The organism is Variovorax sp. efr-133-TYG-130, assembly GCF_030208835.1.
Lineage (GTDB): Bacteria > Pseudomonadota > Gammaproteobacteria > Burkholderiales > Burkholderiaceae_C > Variovorax.
Map to the genome: position 1 here is coordinate 23,150 of NZ_JARVTD010000011.1, position 19,815 is coordinate 42,964.

The following is a 19,815-nucleotide window of genomic DNA, read 5'->3' on the forward strand; positions in this document are numbered from 1 at the left end:
TGTCAGTTGAGCGCGCCGAATGCGCATGCCGAGCTGCCGCCGACGCTGGCGCTCTGGTTGCCGGTGTTGGTCTGGTTGGAGTTCAGGGCCTGGCTGGACCAGCCCTGCACGCTGCTGCTGGTGGACCCGTTCACGAACGAGCCGACGGTCCCGGTATTGGCCTGGCCCGTCGTCACCGTGCCCGCGCCGCCATAGCCCGTGTTGGCATTGCCCGTGGAATTGGCGGCCGGGCCGCTGGTGCTGGGCGAATTGGCGACCGTGCTGTTGGTGCCCTGGTTGCCCTGTGCCGTGGCCGTGATGTCGCAGTTGTATTGCTTGCCGACGTAGTTGTTGGTGGTGTAGTTGGCCGCCCCGTAGCTGCCGGCCTTCTTGCGCTGGATCATGTCCTGCACCGCGGCCTGGTTGGCCTTGTCCGCGGAGGTCTGGAACTGCCAGGCGCTGTTCTCGCCCACGTTGTTGGCCGAAGCCCCCACTGCCGCGACCACGAAGAACGCATGCACACCCACTTGCATGAAGTGCCTGAGCGAAACGAAAGACAAGCGCTGGCGCAACCGGAGGTGGCGCGCGCCGGGGGGAACCTGGACGAGTTGGGTAGGCATAGGATTTCTGCGGGAGAGAGGAAACGTTGAAAGGAGAAGCGGTGTCATGCGCGCGTCGTGCTGCGCGCATCGGGCATGCGCAACGCGGCTTCGAGCGCCAGGTACTGGGCCTTGGCGACGATGTCGTCCGCACTCGCGTTGTCCGAGTGCATGACGCATTGCTGCATCAGGTCTTGCACTGCGCGTTGCAGCTGGAGCAGCTCGGTGTTCAACCGGGCAAGGCGAAGGTGCAGGTCCGTAGGCATGTTCATGAGAAGTCCACCTGTTGGCGCCGGGCGGCAGGCGCCTCGGCGTGGCTTTGCGGCTCGCTGCCGCGAACGCTGTAACCCTGAAGCCACTGCGCGCCCGCGGCCAGGGCGACGTGCACGTCGTCCTCGCGCTCGACGCCATCGACCACCACGTGCGTCGCGAAGTGGCTGCACAGCGACACCATTCCCTGCAGGCACTCGCGGCCGAAGGCGCTGCTGCGTGCACGGCGCAGGAAGGAAGCGTCGAGCTTCACGATGTCGGGGCGGCAGGCCTGCACGGCCGCCAGGTTGTCGCCGCCGCCGCCGAAGTCGCGCAGCGCGATGCGGCAGCCGCGCAACTGCAGCTGCACGCAGAAATCGCGCGCCGCCTCGAGGTCGGGCAGGCCGCTGCTGCCGGTGATCTCGATCACCAGGCGCGAGGCCAACGCAAACTCTTCGTCGAGCGCCGACAGCAGCGAAGCCCACCAGTGATCGGGCTTGGCGCTCTGCGCGCTGATGCGCACGCCGATGTGCGCCGAAGGACGCAGCCTCAGGGCCTCCATCGCGCGCCGCAGCACGAGGCGGTCGAAGGCGCGCGCAAGGCCCAGGCGCTGCAGGCATGGCAGGAAAACCTCCGGCGCGAGCGACGCGGGCTCTCCGCGGCTCGGCGCGATGCGCGGGCGGCCCTCTCTGTAGAAGATGGTGGCGATGCCGCCCGCGTGCACCACGGGCTGCCATCCGAAGCTCAGCCCCTGGGCCAGCACGGCCTCGCTGACGTGCACGGCGACGTCCATGTCGGCGCGGTAGCGCTGGCGCCATCCGTCCGCCCTGCTCTCGCCCGACTCGGGGAAAGGCTGCGCGGTCCACAGCGTGAGCTCGATCTCGGCGGTGCCGAGTTCCTCGGGCGGGCGCACCTCGATCCAGTCGGCATGCAGTTGCGCCATTGCGGCGATCCCACCGGCGCGCACCGGCTCCGCGCCGAGTTCGGCCAGCAGCGTCTCAAGCTCACGGCTCACGGACGAGCCGGCGCGCACCGTGCCGGCCGCGAAGGCATCATTGGCCCAGAGCAGGAAGCAATCGTCGCGCAGGCGGGCGAGATCGGTCTCGGCCGAACACAGGAAATTCGCGCACAGGCGGCGCTGGATCTCGCGGCTGGCGCTCGACGCGAAATCTTGTCCGTAGGCCTCGGCGAGGTGCGGCAGGTTCGCGATGAAGACGTAGGCGCAAGGCCTGTGCCGCGGCTGGCGCGCGAAGAGCTCGGCGGGCACGGTGGAAACGAAGGGCACCGAGTCCGCATAGGGAATGCGCATCGTGTCCTGCGCGTCGCTCGCATCGCGAGGCGGGCGGTCGTTTGCCGCGTCGCCCGTCGCCGACGCACGCGGTGCCCAGCCGGCGGGCAGGTCCGCGCCGAGAGGCCAGGTTGTCAGCGGAGAGAGAGCAGGCATTGCATCCTCGGTCGAAAATTTCTGCGTCGAAGTCACACAAGAGAAGAAGGAGCCACCGCGTTTCTTGCGGCAACAGTCGGCCATCCCACGTCGCAACGCGGGTTCGAACCGGACTTTTGGAAACTCGACGCGCAGGCGACAGCCGTCACACGACGGGCCTTCTTTTCAGGAGGCCTCGCGATCGGCTATCGGGTCACGGCGAGGTGGTGCGCAGCGTCAGGCGGAGAACGCCTGCGCTCGCGCTGCGGCAGCTAGGAATAAGGCATGGACGTGGCCCTCGACTCATCGGCGCCACGCGTTCGTGAGGCAGACCCGCGCACGGCATGGCGTGGCTTGTACGTTCGGAAGAACGGGGATCTTTGAACCATCACGTTGCAAGCTCCGTAGGACATTTGAAACAAAATGAATACTACGGATTACAGTAGCCGTTGGCATTCGCTTTCGGCCCGTGGATGTGTTCCTGCTCACATTTGTAAACAATGTTCGAAGAACATCGGCCGGCTCACGGGACTGAGCTGGAGCGAGAGCGAACTGGCGCAATGGCTGTGCGAACGGCTCCGGGAGCCGTTCCGCCATTAGATCAACCGGCCGGTGTGGGCTTCAGGCCCCGGGCACGATCACATGAAGCTGGGCAACGATCACCACCGCGCCCGCGAGAGAGATGGCGCCGCCGATGAGCTTTCTGAGTGTCTTCATGATGTTCTTCCAAGCTTGTCCAAGGAGAACATCGATGGTGCCGCGTTTGCCATCGCGCGTGGTTTGGCAATCTTCATGCGCGGGATAGGAAAAACATGGGCAAATGAAAATCTGCGCAACCTCGGACTGCGTGAGAGAGTCCACGACCGCATCCCAAAGCCCGCCTTGCGCGGGCTTTCTTCATTTGAGCCTCAGTGCAGCTGCATCCGCGCTTCGACGTCGAGCAGCGAAATCCGTTCTCTTGCGAACTGGCTGGCCCGCAGCCGCACACGTGCCAGCGCGGCTTCCAGCGACGGCTGCTGCATGAAGACCAGAACGCCCCACTTGAGCCCCTGCAGGCTCAATTCGGCGACACCCGCGTAGCGGCCATTGGTGGTTTGCTTGATATCGATCCGGCTCGACCACCCGTCGGGCAGTTCGACCAGAAGTTGTTGTTGTTGCGTTGAACTCATGCGCCGAGAATAGGCCGGGGGCAGTGTCACACCAAGGAATTAGTTCCTTGGTATGAGAAGAAGATTTTTCTAATGGCGCGATCGTTCTCTCGCCTTCCTCGTCGCCCGCCGCTCCTACGCACTACACGCGCTGGCTGCATCCGGTCGATGTACCGGATACCCGAGGCGGCACCGGAGTCTCCACGAGTTGCGGCAGCACATGAATTCCGTCCTCGTCGCGTCGCACGAGCCCCCTGCTCTCCAGACTGCGCATCGTCTTGTTGACCACCTCGCGCGAGAGCCCCGAGTAAGAGGCGATCACCGACTGCGTGATGCGCCTGTCGTAGCTGCCAGCACCTGCTGGTGCCAAGTGGGTCAACTGCTGAAGCACGCGGCTCACCAAGTCTTCGGTCGGCAGTTCCGACACGCTGCGCATCTGCCCGCGAATGCCGGACATTCGATTCATCGCAAGCCCCAGCAGACCGAGCGCCACCTCTGAATGCTTCGCGCACAACTCGCGCAGTGCGGCGGCCGGAACGAGGTACACCGACGACGGCAGCACCGCGATCAAGCCCTGCCTGGCTTGGTACCTGTCCTCGCTCAAGGATGGGCCGAGGAAGAAGTCGTCGGGACGAATGAAATCGGTCGTGACGTCCGTGCCATCGCCGCCGCCCGGGGCCGCTACGCGTAGAAGGCCATTCGCGACACAGTAGATTTGGCTTGTCCAATCACCGGCAGCGAGAACCGGGGCGTTGCGCCGGTATGAGCGCAGTTCGCTGGACTGGACGAGCGCGTCGCGCTCGAGGGCGGGCAACTTGGCAAGAAGTGGATGCAGGTACATGACGGGAAGCGGTCTCCGGGCCGCCGCGACGTTGGCGTCGCAAGGCGGATACAGAGAGTGCTGGCTCGTCATACACGGACTTGACCGGACGTCTCAGTCCAGAGACTGACCCTCTTCCGATTCGGTACTTTTTGGCAGTTCTCGGCGATATCTAGCCGGAGCCCTTCAAGAAGAGCGCTATCTATGCGTGCAGAAAAGCCTGCATCACTCCCGAGCGCTTGAAATCCATTCCCGTACGAAGTGGGCGGCCCGCGCACATGCGCGCTCGAAGGCGCCGTCCCAGGTCAGTTGCTGGGTGATGACCAACGCGCACTTCTGCACACCACTGAGGCTCAGCCTGGCAATGCCGGCATAGGAGCCATGAAGGGTGCGGACGATCTCGAAATCAGCAGTCCAACCATCGGGCAGGTCAAGAATGTGGGTTGGTGCTCTCATCATGGTCTTGAGGATAAAAGGCACCGTCCCATAGGCACAGGAACTAGTTCACAAGCGCCAATCTGCTCGTCGAGCATTGCGCACAACCTTTGGCAATCGTGAAAAACATCTCGTCCAAGACTGAGGGCGTCAGTGTCACCGCAGGTCCAGGCCGGGTGAACCTCTGCTTGTCACGTGCAAAGAAAAACGGCCTACGCCTTGTGAGCGTAAGCCGTTGTTCCATCTACTGATTTGGTCGGTGTGAAAGGATTCGAACCTTCGACCCCTTGCACCCCATGCAAGTGCGCTACCAGGCTGCGCCACACACCGAAGCTCTCAATTATAGCTGTGAAAATTCAGTGTCCGACGGTCAGCAGCTCACGAATTTCAAAGAGTTCGCGTCGAAGGTTCAGCAGCTGCGACAGATCGGCCATCTTCGGCGCAGCGGCAGCCACGGGTGCCGGCGCGTCCTGCACGGCCGCATCGAATTCTTCCTGCTCGATCTCGATCGCTTCCATGCCTTCGAGCGGCAGTTCGCCACCGGCCTTGCGGCGATCGCGCTCACCTTGCACCAGTTCTTGCAGCTTGTTGCGTGCACCGCTGATGGTGAAGCCCTGGTCGTAGAGCAGGTCGCGGATGCGGCGGATCATCAGCACCTCGTGGTGCTGGTAGTAGCGGCGGTTGCCGCGCCGCTTCATGGGCCGCAGTTGCGTGAACTCCTGCTCCCAATAGCGCAGCACATGCGGCTTGACGCCGCAGAGCTCGCCCACCTCACCGATGGTGAAGTAGCGTTTGACAGGAATCGGCGGGAGCGTTTTCTCCATTGAAATCAAGACTGTGCGCGGGAAACCTTAGAGATTACTCTACGCAAGCGCGCAGCACCAAGCACTATTCATTCACTCGGTGCCAAGGCTCCACTCGACTTCGGTCGCCGCACCGCCCTGCGGCTCTATGCTGCCGTGAATCTGTTCCTTGAGCTTGGCGCTGGCGTGGAAAGTAGCCACGCGGCGCTCGCCGATCGGAATGGCTTCGCCGGTACGTGGATTGCGCCCAGGCCGCGGCGCCTTCACGCGGATCTGGAAGTTGCCGAAGCCCGAGATCTTCACGTCCGTGCCTTCGATGAGGCTCCTTGCCACGAGCTCGAAGAACGCCTCGACCATGTCCTTGGACTCACGCTTGTTCAGGCCGATCTGCTCGAACAGCAGGTCTGCCAGGTGCGCCTTGGTGAGCGCAGGCGTTTCCAGGGCCTCGAGCGTGAAGTCGGCAGCATTCATTCTCTTCATCCTCTCAAGCGGCCGCCGAGCCTGGCGCCCAATTGTTCGACGATGGCACGCACCGCAGGCTCGACCTGCTCGTCCGTCAGCGTGGCGCTGTCGCTCTGGAAGCTCAGGCGCACCGCCATGCTCTTCTCGCCCTGTGCCAGCGCACCGGGCGCAGCCACGGCGCCATCGCGCAGCGGCTGGGGACGGTAGATGTCGAACAGCGTCGCATCGCGCAGCAGGCCCTGCGCGGCCGCAGCCGCGCGGATGGTCTGCATCAGCGCGTCGTGCGTGACGGCTTCGGCCACGACGACGGCGATGTCGCGCTCCACGGCCTGGTGCTTGGGCACCGGCTGCGCCAGGGGCACGGCGCGCGCCGTCACTGCGTCGAGATCGAGTTCGAACAGCACCGGCGCCTGGGCAAAGTCCCACTTCTGGCGCCAGCGCGGATGCAGTTCACCGACGAAGCCGATGGCCTTGCCGTCGACCAGCACGCGTGCCGAACGGCCCGGGTGCAGCGCGGGATGTTCGGCTGCCTCGAAGCTCGGCACCAGCGGCGCGAGCAGTGCTTCCACGTCACCCTTGACGTCGTAGAAGTCGATGCGCTCGGGCTTGCCGTCCCAACGCGCTTCGTCGGCATCGCCCCATGCAAGGCCCGCCACGCGCATCGGCTGATGAACGCCGCGCACGGTGCTGTCGGTGGTGGCGACACTGTCGTCGCGCAGGTAGACACGGCCCAGCTCGAACACACGCACGCGCGGCGCCTTGCGATCGAGGTTGAACTTGAGCACCTGCAGCAGCGAACCCAGCAGCGACGAACGCATCACGCTCATCTGGCTGGCGATCGGGTTCAGCAGCTTGATCGGATTGGCATTGCCGGCAAGGTCCTGCTCCCAATGCGCCTCGACGAAACTGAAGTTGATCGTTTCCTGATAACCCAGCGCCGCAACGGCGCGGCGCACCGCAAAGCGGCCACGCTGCGCCTCGGGCCGCACACGGGCCGTGATGGGCGCGAGCGGCGCGGTGGTCGGCAGGTTGTTGAAGCCGATCAAGCGCGCCACTTCTTCGATCAGGTCTTCTTCGATGAGCAGGTCGAAGCGATGCGGCGGCGGGGTCACGGTCAGCGTGCCTTCGCCTTCGGTGATGGCAAAGCCCAGCCGGTTCAGCGCGTCGGCGCATTGCGCCTGCGTCAGCGGCATGCCGATCACGCGCGCGGCGCGCGCCACGCGAAGCGTGACGGGGACGGCCTCGGGCACGTGCAGTTTCTGGTCGTCCATCGCGCCGGCGTGGCCGCCGCAGATTTCGACGATCAACTGCGTGATGCGCTCGATGATCTGCACGGTGCGGCTCGGATCGACGCCGCGCTCGTAGCGATGGCCGGCGTCGGTCGAGAAGTTGAAGCGGCGCGAGCGGCCCTGCACGGCGGCAGGCCACCAGAACGCGGCCTCGACGTAGATGTTCCGCGTGTCGTCCGAAACGGAGGTGGCGTCGCCGCCCATGATGCCGGCGAGCGACTCGACCTCGCGGTCGTCGGCAATCACGCCGACCTTGTCGTCCAGCGTGATGGTCGTGCCATTGAGCAGCTTGAGCTGCTCGCCCGCCTTGCCCCAGCGCACGGTGAGGCCGCCATGGATCTTGTCGAGGTCGAAGATGTGGCTGGGCTGGCCGTACTCGAACATCACGTAGTTCGAGATGTCGACGAGCGGCGTCACGCTGCGCTGGCCGCAGCGCGCCAGGCGCTCGACCATCCATGCCGGCGTGGCCACCTTGGTGTTCACGCCGCGCACGATGCGGCCCGAGAAGCGGCCGCAAAGCTCGGGCGCCTCGACCTTGACGGGCAGCACGTCGCTGAACGCCGGGGCCACCGGCGCGATGGCCGGCGTCTTGAGCGGCGCGCCGGTGAGCGCGGCGAGTTCGCGTGCCACGCCGTACACGCTCAGGCCGTGCGCCAGGTTGGGCGTGAGCTTGAGGGTGAGCAGCGAGTCGTCGAGCTTGAGCACATCGCGCACGTCGGCGCCGATGGGCGCGTCGGCAGCGAGCTCGAGCAGGCCGCCATGGTCTTCGCTCAGGTGCAGTTCTCGCGCCGAGCACAGCATGCCCTGGCTCTCGACGCCGCGCAGCTTGCCCAGCTTGATGAGGAAAGGCTTGCCGTCTTCACCCGGCGGAAGTTCGGCGCCCACGAGCGCGCACGGCACCTTGATGCCGACGCGCGCATTGGGCGCGCCGCACACGATGTTGAGCAAGGCGCCCTGCCCCACGTCGACCTGGCACACGCGCAGGCGATCGGCATTCGGGTGCTGCTCGGCTTCCTTGATTTCGCCGACCACGATGCGCGTGAAGGGCGGCGCGACCGGACGGCGCTCTTCGACCTCGAAACCACCCATGGTGAGCGTTTCGGCCAGTTCGGCGCTGTCGAGGGGCGGATTGCAGAACTCGCGCAGCCAGGATTCCGGGAATTGCATCTCTTCGATCTCGATCTGGTTTTTCTATGTATGGAGGGGGCTTACTGGAACTGCGAGAGAAAACGCAGGTCGCCGTCGAAGAACAGGCGCAGGTCGTTCACGCCGTAGCGCAGCATCGTGAGCCGGTCAGGGCCCATGCCGAAGGCGAAGCCGATGTAGCGCTCGGGGTCGAGGCCCATGTTGCGCACCACGTTCGGATGCACCTGGCCCGAACCCGACACCTCGAGCCAGCGGCCAGCCAGCGGGCCGCTGGCGAACTGGATGTCGATCTCGGCGCTCGGCTCGGTGAACGGGAAGAAGCTCGGGCGGAAACGCAGCACGAGGTCGTCGCGCTCGAAGAAGATGCGGCAGAAGTCGGTGAAGACGACCTTGAGGTCCTTGAAGCTCACGTTCTCGCCGAGCCACAGGCCTTCGCACTGGTGGAACATGGGCGAGTGGGTGGCGTCGCTGTCGACGCGATAGGTGCGGCCCGGCGCGATCACGCGGATCTCGGGCGCCTTCACGGTGCCGGTTGTGTCGGCCGCCGCGGCGGCGAACTCGGCGGCGTACTTCTTGATGTGCTGATGCGCATAGCGCACCTGCATCGGGCTGGTGTGCGGACGCAGGTTGTAGGGAATGCCGTCGTCGCCGTTGATGTCGACGTAGAAGGTGTCCTGCATCGAACGCGCGGGATGGTTCGGCGGGTTGTTGAGCGAGGTGAAGCTGTGCCAGTCGCTTTCGATCTCGGGGCCATCGGCCACGTCGAAGCCCATGCTCGAGAAGATTTCCTCGATGCGCTCCAGGGTGCGGCTCACGGGATGCAGGCCGCCCGGAATGCGGCGGCGGCCGGGCAGGCTCACGTCGAGGGCTTCGGCGCGCAGTTGCAGGGAGAGTTCTTCGTCGGCCAGTTGCTGGCGGCGATCGGTCAGCGCGGCCTCGATGGCCTGCTTGGCCACGTTGATCGCCGCGCCGCGGGACTTCTTCTCTTCGACGCTCAGCGCGGCCATGCCCTTCATCAGCTCGGTGATGCGGCCCGACTTACCGAGGAACTGGGCCTTGGCGTTTTCGAGCTCTGCGGGCGTTTTCGCTTCGGCGAAGGCGGCGCGTGCGGTGTCGACAAGGGAGTCCAACTCGTTCATAGCAACAAAAATCTTCGAGGGGAAATAAAAAAGAGCTGGAGCCTTTTAAAGCGCCAGCCCTTGAGCCGTGGGCGCAGGAAGCCGCCCGGAGGCGGCAGCCTGCTGTGCAGAATCAAGCAGCCAGCTTGGCCTTGACCTGCTCCACGATGCCGGCAAATGCGGCCTTGTCGTGCACGGCGATGTCCGCAAGCATCTTGCGGTCGATCTCGATACCGGCCTTGCGGATGCCATTGGCGAACTGGCTGTAGGTCAGGCCCAGTTCACGCGAGGCGGCGTTGATACGCGCGATCCACAGCTGACGGAACACGCGCTTCTTGGTACGGCGGTCACGGTAGGCGTATTGGCCCGCCTTCATCACCGCCTGTTTGGCGATGCGGAAGACATTGCCGCGACGACCGCGGAAACCCTTGGCGAGTGCGAGAACTTTCTTGTGGCGGGCGCGAGCCGTTACACCACGTTTGACGCGAGGCATGTGTGTACTCCTTGTTCGTCTAAGTTAAATGCCACGGCCGGGCAGCATGGCGGCGACAGAAACCATGTTGGTTTCATGCACTGCGACTGCACCACGCAGGTGACGCTTGTTCTTGGTGGTCTTCTTCGTCAAGATGTGACGCTTGAAGGCTTGACCGCGCTTGACGGTGCCACCGGGACGAACGCGGAAACGTTTTTTCGCGCTGCTCTTGGTCTTCATTTTGGGCATGTGAATGCTCCTTTAGTTTGTGCTCGTGAGGCGCCATGGATGCTCCACGGACTTGTTGGCCCCGAGACACTTCTTTATCTCGCCCCTGCCAGCCCTTCTTGCGAAGTGCGGGCAGAGGCGAAATCCCTTCAAAACCTCTCTACCGCAGACCTCAGGCCGCCGCAGGCGTCGCCGCCGGTGCAGCAGCGTCGGTCGCAGGCTTTGGCGCTCCGCCACCAGCCTTCTTGCGCCCTGGCGCGATCATCATGATCATCTGCCGGCCTTCGAGCTTCGGGAACTGCTCGACCATGATCAGGTCGCCCAGTTCGTCGCGAATGCGTTGCAGCAGTGCCAGACCCAGCTCCTGGTGCGTGATCTCGCGACCGCGGAAGCGCAGCGTGATCTTGCATTTGTCGCCGTCTTCAAGAAAGCGCTTGATGTTGCGCATCTTGATGTTGTAGTCGCCATCGTCGGTACCGGGGCGGAACTTGATTTCCTTGACCTCGATGACCTTCTGCTTCGACTTCGCCTCGGCCGCCTTCTTCTGCTCGTGGTACTTGAACTTGCCGTACTCGATCAGGCGGCACACCGGCGGATTGGCCGCCGCGACGACCTCCACCAGATCCACGTCCTGCTCACCGGCAAGGCGCAAGGCCTCGGCAAGACTCACGACACCCAATTGCTCGTTATCCGGGCCGATCAGGCGGACTTCCGGGGCCATGATTTCCCGGTTCAGGCGGTGTTGGCGTTCCTCGCGGTGGCGGCGGTCGCGAAATGCAGTAGCGATGGTCAGAATCCTTCAAAATTTGCTACAAAATCTGTAGCGAACGCCGTTCAGTCCTCGCGGACAAGCGGCACGATTTGGCAAGGAAACATATAGGGTGTTTCAGAGACAAATCAACGCTTGTCAGCAACATCCTGGACGAGCCGTTGTGCAAACGATTCGAGGGACATTGCACCGAGGTCTTGATTTCCCCGGGCGCGCACTGCGACGGCACCTGCTTCCTTTTCCTTGTCACCTACGACAACGATGTAAGGGAGCTTTTGCAACGAATGCTTCCGTATTTTATACGTAATCTTTTCGTTGTGCAGATCCAGCTGGACCCTAAGCCCTTGATTTTGCAGCGTTTTCGCAACTTGCGCAGCGTAATCGGCCTGCCCTTCACTGATATTGAGCACTGCAACCTGCACCGGAGCGAGCCATGCGGGCATTGCGCCGGAGTGGTGTTCGATCAGCATGCCGATGAAGCGCTCCAGGCTGCCGACGATCGCGCGGTGCAGCATCACAGGGTGTGCGCGACCGCTCGATTCCGTCACGTATTCGCCGCCCAGGCGCTCGGCCGTGTTGAAGTCGACCTGCATCGTGCCGCACTGCCACTGTCGGCCGATGGCGTCGCGCAGCGTGTATTCGATCTTCGGGCCGTAGAAGGCACCGTCGCCGGGCGCGATGACGAAGTCGACGCCGGAGCGGCGCAGCGACTCCATCACCGCGTGCTCGGCCTTGTCCCACAGTTCGTCGGAGCCCACGCGGTTCTCCGGCCGCGTGGCGACCTTGTAGAGAATGTCCGTGAAGCCGAAGTCGGCATAGACCTTCTGCAGCTGCGCCGTGTACGCGATGCACTCGTCGAGGATCTGGTCTTCCGTGCAGAAGATGTGCCCGTCGTCCTGCGTGAAGCCGCGCACGCGCATGATGCCGTGCAACGCGCCGCTGGGCTCGTTGCGGTGGCACTGGCCGAATTCGCCGTAGCGCAGCGGCAGGTCGCGGTAGCTGCGCAGATCGCTCTTGAAGATCAGCACATGGCCCGGGCAGTTCATCGGCTTCAGCGCGTACTCGCGCTTCTCCGACTCCGTCGTGAACATGTTGTCGCGGTAGTTCTGCCAGTGGCCCGTTTTCTCCCACAGGCTCTTGTCGAGGATCTGCGGGCCCTTCACTTCCCAGTAGCCCGTGTCGCGGTAGATGCCGCGCATGTACTGCTCCACCTGCTGCCAGATCGCCCATCCCTTCGGGTGCCAGAACACCACGCCTGGAGCCACTTCGTCGATGTGGAACAGGTCGAGCTCCTTGCCCAGGCGGCGATGGTCGCGCTTCTCGGCTTCCTCGATGCGCTGGATGTACTGGTCGAGCTGCTTCTTGTCGGCCCAGGCCGTGCCGTAGATGCGCTGCAGCTGCTCGTTCTTGGCGTCGCCGCGCCAGTAGGCGCCTGCCAGCTTCGTGAGCTTGAAGACCTTCAGGAAGCGCGTGTTCGGCACGTGCGGGCCGCGGCACATGTCGACGTATTCCTGGTGGTAGTAGAGGCCCATGGCCTGCTCGTCGGGCATGTCCTCGACGAGGCGCAACTTGTAGTCTTCGCCACGCGACTTGAAGACTTCGATGACTTCCGCGCGCGGCGTCATCTTCTTGATCACGTCGTAGTCCTGCGCGATCAGCTCGCGCATGCGCGCCTCGATGGCGGCCATGTCTTCGGGCGTGAAGGGGCGGTCGAACGAGATGTCGTAGTAGAAGCCTTCGTCGATCACGGGGCCGATCACCATCTTGGCCGTCGGGTAGAGCTGCTTCACCGCGTGGCCGACCAGGTGGGCCGTCGAGTGGCGGATGATCTCCAGGCCCTCGTCGTCCTTGGGCGTGATGATCTGCAGCTTGGCGTCATGGTCGATGACGTCGCTGGCATCGACGAGCTTGCCGTCGACCTTGCCGGCCACCGTCATCTTGGCCAGGCCGGGGCCGATGGACTGGGCAACTTGGGCCACCGAAACCGGGCCGGGGAACTCGCGGCGCGAGTTGTCGGGGAGCGTGATCTGGATCATGTGAAAACCTCGGGGAGAAAAACAAAAAAGCGCGGTGGAAGACCGCGCTTTGCTTGGTTGTAGAGCTGGCAGAAACCAGCGTGCGCGGGGCTACCGGCCTTTTCCTTCAGTGAAGAAAAAGCCGCTGAATCCTTGCGGAGTAGTTCGCGGTGTCATAACCAAGGTGCCTTTCTCGCTCTTGTTGAGTGCAGAGTCCGCGATTCTAGCCGCTGCCCGCTCGGGATGCGGGCGCTGCATCCTCGAGGCCTGATCCCGGGCGCAAAAAAGCCCGGCGCGCGGCCGGGCTCAAAGTGACAGCGAAATAGACCCGCGGATCAGTGGAACTGTTCTTCTTCGGTCGAGCCCGACAGCGCCTTCACGCTGGACGAACCGCCCTGGATGACGGTGGTCACGTCGTCGAAGTAGCCTGCGCCCACTTCCTGCTGGTGCGACACGAAGGTGTAGCCCTTGTCGCGCGCCGCGAATTCGGGCTCCTGCACCATGTTGACGTAGTGCTTCATGCCTTCGCCGCGAGCGTATGCGTGGGCGAACTGGAAGGTGTTGAACCAGTTGACGTGGATGCCGGCCAGCGTGATGAACTGGTACTTGTAGCCCAGCTCCGACAGGTCTTCCTGGAACGACGCGATCTGCTTGTCGTCGAGGTTCTTCTTCCAGTTGAACGAAGGCGAGCAGTTGTACGACAGCAGCTTGCCCGGGCAGGCAGCGTGCACGGCCTGCGCGAACTCACGGGCGAAGCCGATGTCGGGCACGCCGGTTTCGCACCACACCAGGTCGGCATAGGGGGCGTAAGCCACGCCGCGGCTGATGGCTTGCTCCAGGCCGTTCTTGACGCGGTAGAAGCCTTCCTGCGTGCGCTCGCCCGTCAGGAAGGGCTTGTCGTTGGCGTCGTGGTCGGAGGTGATCAGGTTCGCGGCTTCGGCGTCGGTACGGGCCAGCACGATGGTGGGCACGCCCATCACGTCGGCGGCGAAGCGGGCCGAGATCAGCTTCTCGCAGGCTTCCTGCGTCGGCACGAGCACCTTGCCGCCCATGTGGCCGCACTTCTTCACTGCGGCCAGCTGGTCTTCGAAGTGAACGCCGGCAGCGCCGGAGGCGATCATGTTCTTCATCAGCTCGAAGGCGTTCAGCACGCCGCCGAAGCCGGCTTCCGCGTCAGCCACGATCGGCAGGAAGTAATCGATGAATTCCTTGTCGCCCGGATTGATGCCGCGGCCCCACTGGATTTCATCGGCACGGCGGAAGGTGTTGTTGATGCGACGGACCATCGTCGGCACCGAGTCGTAGGCGTAAAGCGACTGGTCGGGATACATCGTTTCCGACGTGTTGCCGTCGGCTGCCACTTGCCAGCCCGACAGGTACACGGCTTCCAGACCGGCCTTGGCCTGCTGCATTGCCTGGCCCGCCGAGATGGCGCCGAACGCGTTCACGTAGCCCTTCTTGGCGCCGCCGTTGATCTTGTCCCAGAGCTTCTCCGCGCCGCGCTTGGCCAGCGTGTGCTCGATGGGGAACGAGCCGCGCAGACGCACCACGTCGGCCGCGCTGTAGCCGCGCTTGACGCCCTTCCAGCGGGGGTCGGTGGCCCACTCTTTTTCGAGGGCGGCGATTTGCTGTTCGCGGCTGAGTTGTTCTGTGAGGGTCTGGGGCATGGTCACTCCGTGAGGTTGATTGAGGGTTGGGCGCTGCGGCCGTGAAGCTACTTTAATCCGGCTGCGGACTCTTATGTCTTATAGAAGACATATTTTTCACTCATTGAAATCAACCACTTACAGAGATATTTCTCAATGCAAAATTATTTTTCTCGTATTGAGAAAAAATATTGCGGCGCAGCAGCGAAAGATTTCGCAATGCGCAATCAATCTTTCGGTGGTGAAAATCAAGCACCGATGCGCACCGCGTGCGCGATCCAATCCCCGCTTTCGATGACGCGCCGGCCCACGATGCGCGACGGATGGATCTCGTACACCAGGCAATCGACCCACCGCCCGCCCACCTCCACGCGCACCCGCCGCCTGATGTACTCGCCCGTGTCATCGTCGGCCACCTCCTCGAGCAGATCGAGCGCCGCCTCCACCGAGGGGTCGATCGCATACACCTCTCCCTTCACGCACCGCGCCCCGCCCAGCACCACGCCCGGATAAGCCCCCAGGTCGTACAGCGTGCCGCCGATCGCCGCCTCGCCCACCAGCACAGGCGCGGGCCGGTAGCGCGCGATGTCGTTGCGTCCGCCGCGGCGCAGCGTGCCGTAAACAAAAACGTGGGGCATCATCGAAAAACCGCCTTCCCAGCAACTACGAAAACTTCAGTCTATTGAACTCCGCCGCCCCCACACCAGGCCGCCTCGTGGCCTACGGCTGCCTGGCCTTGAGCATGTCGCTCGTCGGCGGCTACGTTGCCCTCTCCAAGCCCCTCGTTGCCGCCTTCCCGGTGCTGTTGCTCGCATGGCTGCGCTTCGGCATCGCCGCCCTGGCCATGCCGCATTGGCTCAAGCGCACGCCCGACGAGCCACCCATGACGGCGCACACGCGCTGGCTCGTGTTCCTCGAATCGTTCCTCGGCAACTTCCTGTTCTCGATCTGCATGCTGTTCGGCGTGAGCCTGACGAGCGCTGTGTCGGCCGGCGTGATCATGGCGTCGATCCCCGCCTGCGTGGCTGTCGCGAGCTGGCTCTTCCTGCGCGAGCGCATCACGGTGCGCATCGGCCTGGCCATCGCATGCGCCGCGCTCGGCATCGGCCTGCTGGCGCTCTCGCCCGCGCATGCATCGGCCACGCCCTCCGCCTCGCCGGCGTCGATGCCCTGGCTGGGCAACCTGCTGGTGTTCTGCGCGGTGCTCTGCGAGACGGCCTATGCGGTGATCGGCAAGTCGCTCACCGGACGGCTCGGCCCCAAACGCATCGCGTCGCTCATCAACCTCTGGGGCTTCGTGCTGTCGATGCCCTTCGGCATCTGGTTCGCGCTGCAGTTCGACTTCACCGCCGTGCGCTTCGGTACATGGGCACTGCTCGTGGCCTATGCGCTCGCGGCGAGCATCTGGACGGTGTGGCTCTGGATGACCGGACTTCGCAACGTACCAGCCGCACAAGCGGGTGTTTTCGCTGTGCTGCTGCCGGTCAGCGCGGCCCTCGTGGGCGTGCTCGTGCTGGGCGAAAGCCTCTCTTCGACACAGCTGCTCGCGTTCGTGATCGCACTCGTGGGCGTGGTGCTGGCGACGTGGCCCGGGCGCCGGCGGTGAAAACGGGGCTTCTCCCCTCTGAAAAAACAACAACTCCCAATGAAAAAAGCGCTTTTTCCCTTGGAAACGCGTTTCTTCTCATTTAGCATCCGCATTGCCACTGGAGACGCAAGTTTTTCATTGGTGAGTGTTCAACCAAAAAAGGAAATCAACCATGGCAACTGCAAAGAAGGCTCCGGCCAAGAAAGCTCCGGCAAAGAAGGCTGCGGCTCCTGCGAAGAAGGCGGCCGCTCCGGCCAAGAAGGCTGCTGCACCGGCAAAGAAGGCCGCTGCTCCCGCCAAGAAGGCCGCACCGGCGAAGAAGGCTGCTCCTGCAAAGAAGGCCGCTCCCGCAAAGAAGGCTGCTCCCGCCAAGAAGCGCACGCCCAACGCAGCGTTCATGAAGGCACTGACCCCCAGCCCCGCACTGGCTGCCGTGGTCGGGTCCACGCCGCTGCCGCGTACCGCTGTCGTGAGCAAGCTGTGGGACTACATCAAGAAGAACAACCTGCAAGACAAGGCCAACAAGCGCAACATCAACGCCGACGCCAAGCTGAAGGAAATCTTCGGCAAGGCCCAAGTGTCGATGTTCGAACTGGCCGCGCTGATCGGCAAGCACGTCAAGTAAGCGCCCAGGGGCCTCGCGCTCCTGAATCAAGAAGCCGGCTTCCAGCCGGCTTTTTTTTCGCCTGCGTGCGGGGCCTTTCAGGTGCCTTTCACGCCTCGAAGAAGCGCGACGGCGTTCGCCCGAAGTGCTTGCGGAAGGCCTCTATGAAGGCGCTGACCGAGGTGTAGCCCACCGTCAGCGCCACCGCCGTCACCGGCTCCTTCAGGCTCAGAAGCTCCACCGCCTTGAGCAACCTCGCCTGCTGGCGCCACTGCGCGAAGCTCAGCCCGGTCTCGGCAGCGAAGCGGCGCGTGAGCGTGCGGCGGGCCATGCCGATGCGATCGGCCCAATCGTCGATCGTGTCGGGCAGCGACGGGTCGTCGGCCAGCGCGGCGGCCATCGTGGCAAGGCGCTTGTCCTGCGGCATCGGCAGGTGCAATGAAGGACGTTCGCCCACCGCGAGTTCATCGACCAGCACGCCGACCAAGCGCGCGCGGCGCGCATCGAGCGAACCGGCAGAAGCATCGAGCGAGGTCAGCCGGTCGACCAGCCCCTGCACCAGAGGCGTTGCGGCAAACACATGCGGCCCATCGGGCAGGAGTCCGGCCAACCGAGCATCGACGTGCAGGCTCCAGCCCGCCGTAGGACCGAAGCTCTGCGGCGCCGCGTGAGCGCAGCGCGGCGCGATCCATCCGATCCAACCCGGTGGCTGGACCCAGCGGCCCGAAGGCGTCTCGATGACCTGCAAACCCTCGCGCAAGGCGAACAGCTGCCCGTCCTCATGGGCGTGGTAGCCCGTGACGCGCGGCGCCTCGTAGGCGCTGATCCAGAGCTTCACAGGGCCATCAACAGCCATGGGTGGCCCGCCGGCGGTATCGATTGGCCCCGCGCCGCAAGCCCGAAGACCCGCTGCTGCCTAGCATCGGTCTCATCTTCACTGCCCCTTCAAAGGAACAAAGATGAGAGCCCAAGACGTATTGCCCGACGGCCAGGACTTCGCCGTCATCGACGGCCAGCCCCTGCGCAAGGGATCGGTGGCCGCCTTCCTCGCCAACGTGCGCATCCTCGAAGACGCAAGCATGCCGGCCGCCGACAGGCAAGCCGCCGAGCAAGACCTGGCTTCCCTGATTCCCACGCTCGACGCACTGGGCCTGTTCGACGTGTTCGAACTGCGCTCGCCCGCCTTGCGCGCCGAGGTGGCACGTCATCGCGCGGCGCTCAGCCCCGCGCCTGCTGCTGCTGCTTTGCCGCGCGCGTGATCGACGCCAGCGTGCCGCGCGTGGTGATCACCTCGGGGTCCAGGGGAATCTCGATCAGCGTGCCCGTGTCGGCCGCCAGCGCGCGCAGCAGCGCGGCCTCGAACTGCGACGTCTGCGTTACGCGCTCGGCCGCATAGCCGTAGGCGCGCGCAAGGCCGCAGAAGTCGGGGTTGCGCAGCGCCGTGCCGCTCATGCGGTCAGGGTATTCGCGCTCCTGGTGCATGCGGATGGTGCCGAACATGCCGTTGTTCAGCAGCACGACGATGCTCTTGCCGCCGTGCTGCGAAGCCGTCGCCAGCTCCTGCCCCGTCATCAGGAAATCGCCGTCGCCCGCAATGGTGAACGCCACACGCCCCGTCGCCAGGTTGGCCGCAATGCCGGCCGGCACCCCGTAGCCCATCGCACCGCTGGTGGGCGCCAGCTGCGTCTTGGCGCCCTTGGCGAGCCCGTGATAGCGGAAGTAGCGGTGCACCCAGCTCGCGAAGTTGCCCGCGCCGTTGGTGATGGCGGAGTCCGCCGGCAGGTGCTTCTGCAGCAGCGCGACGACCGCCGCCATGTCGACCGGCCCGCGCGGTGTTTCGGCGGGCATGCCGGCCAGCGCCTGGGGCTCGAGGTTGGCCTCGTAGTCCGCGTGGGCCTGCAGGGCCCATTCTTCCCAGGGCAGCGTCGGCGGCGCGCTCAGCACCTCGAGGCTGCGCGCGGCGGCGCTCATGCCGGCGTTGATGGCCAGGTCGGCCTGGTAGACGCGGTTGAGTTCTTCCGCGCTCGCGTGGATGTGCACCAGCGTCTGCCTCGCCTTGGGCGCTTCGAGCAGCGTGTAGCCGCCGGTCGTCATCTCGCCCAGGCGAGGGCCGATGGCCAGGATCAGGTCCGCATCTTTCACACGCTGCGCAAGCTTCGGGTTGATCGCGATGCCGACGTCGCCCGCGTACAGCGGATGGTGGTTGTCGAAGGTGTCCTGGAAGCGGAAGGCATTCGCCACCGGCAGCCGCCAGTTCTCGGCAAAGCGCTGCAGCGCCTGCGCGGCCTGCGTCGTCCAGCCGCCGCCCCCCGCGATGACCAGCGGACGCTGCGACTTCAGCAGCAGCTCGCGCAGCGTGCGCAGGGCGCCAGGGTCGCTCCACGGCTCGACAGCCTCCACACGCGCCAGCGGCCGCGCGCTGGTCTCGCTGCGCAGCATGTCTTCCGGCAGCACCAGCACCACCGGGCCCGGCCGCCCGTTCATTGCGGTGGCGAAGGCGCGCGCCACGTACTCCGGAATGCGGTCGGCGTCGTCGATGCGCTCCACCCGCTTGGCGAAGCCCTTGGTGCTCGGTCCGAAGAAGCTGCCGTAGTCGACCTCCTGGAAGGCCTCGCGGTCGCGGAAGTCGCTGCCGACGTCGCCCACGAACAGCACCATCGGCGTCGAGTCCTGGAAGGCGTTGTGCACGCCGATCGACGCATTGGTCGCGCCCGGGCCGCGGGTCACGAAGCACACGCCCGGGCGCCCCGTGAGCTTGCCGTGCGCCTCGGCCATGAAGGCCGCGCCGCCCTCCTGCCGGTTGACGATGAAGCGCGCGCGGTCGCGGTATGCATGAAAACCGTCCAGCACCGCCAGGAAGCTTTCGCCCGGCACGCCGAACGCGATATTCATCCCTTGCTCGACCAGGCACTCCACGATCAGGTGGCCTGCGGGTTGTGATGTACTCATGTGAAGAAGAACCTCGCTACGAATGTCTCCGGCAATTATGTGCGCCCCCTGCAGACGCCTTGCGTTAATTCCC

At 64.5% G+C, this 19,815-nt stretch carries 21 protein-coding genes and 1 tRNA gene; 3 read left to right on the forward strand and 19 right to left on the reverse strand.

Annotation, left to right across the window (positions count from 1 at the left end; all coding sequences use genetic code 11):
• Nucleotides 1-2 precede the first annotated feature (2 nt).
• The 17 genes from QRN67_RS14565 to QRN67_RS14645 all read right to left on the reverse strand — a co-directional run bounded on the left by QRN67_RS14565 (nt 3) and on the right by QRN67_RS14645 (nt 15,242).
• Nucleotides 3-512, reverse strand: coding sequence for a hypothetical protein (locus QRN67_RS14565; RefSeq protein ID WP_081266767.1), 510 nt, complete (start codon nt 510-512; stop codon nt 3-5).
• A 131-nt stretch (nt 513-643) separates the two neighbouring features.
• On the reverse strand, nt 644-850 hold the full coding sequence (locus tag QRN67_RS14570) for a hypothetical protein (RefSeq protein ID WP_081266675.1): 207 nt from the start codon (nt 848-850) through the stop codon (nt 644-646).
• Nucleotides 847-2,271, reverse strand: a complete 1,425-nt coding sequence (locus QRN67_RS14575) for an EAL domain-containing protein (protein ID WP_285412315.1) — start codon at nt 2,269-2,271, stop codon at nt 847-849. The genes QRN67_RS14570 and QRN67_RS14575 overlap by 4 nt, the downstream gene beginning before the upstream one ends.
• Before the next feature lie 887 nt (nt 2,272-3,158).
• Nucleotides 3,159-3,419, reverse strand: coding sequence for a hypothetical protein (locus QRN67_RS14580; protein ID WP_081266673.1), 261 nt, complete (start codon nt 3,417-3,419; stop codon nt 3,159-3,161).
• 121 nt (nt 3,420-3,540) lie between these two features.
• Nucleotides 3,541-4,239: a Crp/Fnr family transcriptional regulator gene (locus QRN67_RS14585; protein ID WP_285412316.1), complete on the reverse strand. Its 699-nt coding sequence runs from the start codon at nt 4,237-4,239 to the stop codon at nt 3,541-3,543.
• Between the two features lie 204 nt (nt 4,240-4,443).
• Nucleotides 4,444-4,674, reverse strand: a complete 231-nt coding sequence (locus QRN67_RS14590; protein WP_172839801.1) for a hypothetical protein — start codon at nt 4,672-4,674, stop codon at nt 4,444-4,446.
• A gap of 232 nt (nt 4,675-4,906) precedes the next feature.
• Nucleotides 4,907-4,983: transfer RNA gene (locus tag QRN67_RS14595), tRNA-Pro, on the reverse strand.
• A 26-nt stretch (nt 4,984-5,009) separates the two neighbouring features.
• Nucleotides 5,010-5,477, reverse strand: coding sequence for a MerR family transcriptional regulator (locus QRN67_RS14600; protein WP_081266643.1), 468 nt, complete (start codon nt 5,475-5,477; stop codon nt 5,010-5,012).
• 72 nt (nt 5,478-5,549) lie between these two features.
• Complete coding sequence (locus tag QRN67_RS14605; protein WP_081266764.1) at nt 5,550-5,927, reverse strand: integration host factor subunit alpha; 378 nt, start codon at nt 5,925-5,927, stop codon at nt 5,550-5,552.
• 5 nt (nt 5,928-5,932) lie between these two features.
• A complete protein-coding gene (gene pheT / locus QRN67_RS14610; protein WP_285412317.1) occupies nt 5,933-8,374 on the reverse strand; it encodes a phenylalanine--tRNA ligase subunit beta in 2,442 nt (813 codons plus the stop codon).
• Nucleotides 8,375-8,415: 41 nt separating this feature from the next.
• Nucleotides 8,416-9,492 (reverse strand): phenylalanine--tRNA ligase subunit alpha, encoded by a 1,077-nt coding sequence (gene pheS, locus QRN67_RS14615; protein WP_285412318.1) that lies wholly within the window; start codon nt 9,490-9,492, stop codon nt 8,416-8,418.
• 112 nt (nt 9,493-9,604) lie between these two features.
• A complete protein-coding gene (rplT, locus tag QRN67_RS14620; protein ID WP_012747009.1) occupies nt 9,605-9,964 on the reverse strand; it encodes a 50S ribosomal protein L20 in 360 nt (119 codons plus the stop codon).
• Between the two features lie 24 nt (nt 9,965-9,988).
• A complete protein-coding gene (rpmI, locus tag QRN67_RS14625) occupies nt 9,989-10,192 on the reverse strand; it encodes a 50S ribosomal protein L35 (RefSeq protein WP_007832497.1) in 204 nt (67 codons plus the stop codon).
• 151 nt (nt 10,193-10,343) lie between these two features.
• Nucleotides 10,344-10,967: a translation initiation factor IF-3 gene (gene infC / locus QRN67_RS14630; RefSeq protein WP_285412465.1), complete on the reverse strand. Its 624-nt coding sequence runs from the start codon at nt 10,965-10,967 to the stop codon at nt 10,344-10,346.
• Between the two features lie 101 nt (nt 10,968-11,068).
• A complete protein-coding gene (gene thrS / locus QRN67_RS14635; RefSeq protein WP_106934939.1) occupies nt 11,069-12,976 on the reverse strand; it encodes a threonine--tRNA ligase in 1,908 nt (635 codons plus the stop codon).
• 314 nt (nt 12,977-13,290) lie between these two features.
• Nucleotides 13,291-14,622, reverse strand: coding sequence for an isocitrate lyase (gene aceA / locus QRN67_RS14640; protein WP_007832492.1), 1,332 nt, complete (start codon nt 14,620-14,622; stop codon nt 13,291-13,293).
• 227 nt (nt 14,623-14,849) lie between these two features.
• Nucleotides 14,850-15,242: a gamma-glutamylcyclotransferase family protein gene (locus QRN67_RS14645; RefSeq protein ID WP_285412334.1), complete on the reverse strand. Its 393-nt coding sequence runs from the start codon at nt 15,240-15,242 to the stop codon at nt 14,850-14,852.
• 41 nt (nt 15,243-15,283) lie between these two features.
• Here QRN67_RS14645 and QRN67_RS14650 point away from each other — a divergent pair, with 41 nt between their 5' ends.
• Together QRN67_RS14650 and QRN67_RS14655 are read left to right on the forward strand one after the other, a co-directional pair.
• Nucleotides 15,284-16,207, forward strand: a complete 924-nt coding sequence (locus tag QRN67_RS14650) for a DMT family transporter (protein WP_285412335.1) — start codon at nt 15,284-15,286, stop codon at nt 16,205-16,207.
• Nucleotides 16,208-16,361: 154 nt separating this feature from the next.
• Nucleotides 16,362-16,814 (forward strand): SWIB/MDM2 domain-containing protein, encoded by a 453-nt coding sequence (locus QRN67_RS14655; RefSeq protein ID WP_081266636.1) that lies wholly within the window; start codon nt 16,362-16,364, stop codon nt 16,812-16,814.
• An 88-nt stretch (nt 16,815-16,902) separates the two neighbouring features.
• Here QRN67_RS14655 and QRN67_RS14660 read toward each other — a convergent pair whose 3' ends face one another.
• The gene (locus QRN67_RS14660; protein WP_285412336.1) at nt 16,903-17,649 is read right to left on the reverse strand and encodes a helix-turn-helix transcriptional regulator; all 747 of its coding nucleotides are present in this window, start codon (nt 17,647-17,649) and stop codon (nt 16,903-16,905) included.
• A 103-nt stretch (nt 17,650-17,752) separates the two neighbouring features.
• Here QRN67_RS14660 and QRN67_RS14665 point away from each other — a divergent pair, with 103 nt between their 5' ends.
• On the forward strand, nt 17,753-18,052 hold the full coding sequence (locus QRN67_RS14665) for a hypothetical protein (protein WP_285412338.1): 300 nt from the start codon (nt 17,753-17,755) through the stop codon (nt 18,050-18,052).
• Here QRN67_RS14665 and QRN67_RS14670 read toward each other — a convergent pair.
• Nucleotides 18,012-19,742, reverse strand: a complete 1,731-nt coding sequence (locus QRN67_RS14670; protein ID WP_285412339.1) for a thiamine pyrophosphate-binding protein — start codon at nt 19,740-19,742, stop codon at nt 18,012-18,014. The genes QRN67_RS14665 and QRN67_RS14670 overlap by 41 nt on opposite strands.
• Between the last annotated feature and the right edge of the window lie 73 nt (nt 19,743-19,815).